This window comes from Ilyobacter sp. (assembly GCF_041583315.1).
Lineage (GTDB): Bacteria > Fusobacteriota > Fusobacteriia > Fusobacteriales > Fusobacteriaceae > Ilyobacter.
Genome location: NZ_JBFHGC010000581.1, coordinates 1 through 1,731, shown reverse-complemented (window position 1 = coordinate 1,731; position 1,731 = coordinate 1). Strand labels below are relative to the sequence as shown.

Annotated in this window: 2 protein-coding genes and 1 pseudogene; 2 read left to right on the top strand and 1 reads right to left on the bottom strand. The window is 34.7% G+C overall.

Translation table 11 applies throughout. The annotated features are described in order from the left end of the window. Window positions 1-24 precede the first annotated feature (24 nt). Window positions 25-189 carry a hypothetical protein gene (locus ABZA26_RS14420; RefSeq protein ID WP_372715187.1) on the top strand — a complete coding sequence of 55 codons (165 nt, stop codon included), beginning with the start codon at window positions 25-27 and terminating at the stop codon, window positions 187-189. On the opposite strand, the pseudogene ABZA26_RS14415 reads toward ABZA26_RS14420, so the two are convergent. Then, a pseudogene (locus tag ABZA26_RS14415) lies at window positions 126-1,058 on the bottom strand (PhoH family protein); the annotation flags it as partial. The gene ABZA26_RS14420 and the pseudogene ABZA26_RS14415 sit on opposite strands and share 64 nt — an antisense overlap. 392 nt (window positions 1,059-1,450) lie before the next feature. Here ABZA26_RS14415 and ABZA26_RS14410 point away from each other — a divergent pair. Then, window positions 1,451-1,731: iron-containing alcohol dehydrogenase (locus ABZA26_RS14410; protein ID WP_372715186.1), on the top strand; the 281-nt coding region annotated here is incomplete at its 3' end.

Genomic DNA, 1,731 nt, shown 5'->3' with positions numbered 1-1,731 from the left:
GAATTTGGAGAAGCGGCTCGTAGTATTCACAACTTTAGTTGGGAAGACTTTGCAGCTTGGTATGTTGAAATCGCAAAAATAGCATTAAATAGTGATGTAGAAAAAGATATCCAAAGAACCAAATCAATATTGTCATATATCGGCTGCATCCACGGTTTAAGTTTTTCTTTCTCACTTCCCGGGAGATAACCTATATCCTTACCCATAGGTATAATAGGACGAGCTATAAAAAGCTTTTTATATTTCTTTCTTTCCACAACCTGTTCAAGACCTGTTGCCACAGCAAGAAGAGTTTTCCCCGTACCTGCTCTCCCTACCAGGGTTATTACCTTTATATTTTCATCCATGAGAAGGTCCATAGCATACTCCTGCTCATCATTTCTAGCTCTGACTCCCCAGGCACTGACATCTGAGAAAGCCATTCTTTCAATACGTTTTTTTGTTTTAGAGTATCGTCCGGATATTGTTTTTCCGGCATTTTTCATTTTATAAAAACAATTCGGTTCATTTTCCTGAGAAGATACGTCCTCTATTTTTACCTTCCCGGTTTTTTCAAAAGTTTTAAATACTTCTTCAGAGACTTCCACTTCATAGCTTCCCTCATATAGCTCAGAATAGTTGACCATGTCTGTTTCATAATCCTCTACCTCTAAACCGAGGGCGTCTCCTTTTATCCTCATATTTATATCTTTGGTTACTATTACCACTTTTTTATCTGGATTTTGTTCTTTTATTCCCAGAGTAACTGCCAGTATCTTATTGTCAACCAGCTCTTTATGCATAAATTCCGGGAGTTTTATGTTTCCGTCTCCTATCTCTACCTTGAAAAATATATCGTTTTCCAGCTCTACTCCCTTGGAAAGAGAGCCTTTTGATCTTATTTTATCGATAACTCTGGATGTTATTCTGGCTTGTGCCCCTGTTGTGGGATCTCTCTTGAGTTTATCTATTTCCTCTATTACAGATATAGGGACTACCACTTCGTTGTCTACGAAATTAAATATTGCCCGTGGATCATGGATCAGTACATTGGTATCTAATACATATATTTTCCTCACAGTCCTCACTCCCTTTCAGTATCATCGTGTTATGAATTATATTAGACAATGTTCCCTCTTTCCTTTTATCTTTCCCCATAATTTAGTTTTGACTTCAATGCTTGCCAATATTCTAAAGTGTCAGTAGGATGAGCAGTGATTCAAAGAAAAAAACAGATAAATACTTTGAGTTAATGGATTAAGTAAGTCAAAAAAACTAGGTATAGGTATTCCAATCAGCCTCTGAGTGAAATGAAAACAAATAAAGTACATAGCTTTGTAAAAAAATAACACTATATGACATTATTACGACACCTTTGTTTAGTAATATTTAAAATATTAAAAGTAATTTCTAAAATAATTAAAAATCATAGCCAAAATATAATAAAAAATTATACTTTAGGAGGTTGCACATGTTAACAGTTAGAAGAATGTATTGGCCTGCATTAAACTTAGTGGGTCCTGGAGCAATTAAAGAAGCTGGAGTAGAGATTAAAAACTTGGGGTTGAAAAAAGCCTTGGTAGTAACGGATAAGGTTTTAAACAGTTTAGGTATTGTAAAAAAACTGACTGATATTTTATCAGAAAATGAAATTAACTTTGCAATATACGAAGATGTTCAGCCCAATCCGACAATGAAAAATTGTCATGACGGATTGGAAAAATTCAACACTGAACAATGTGATTTTATCAT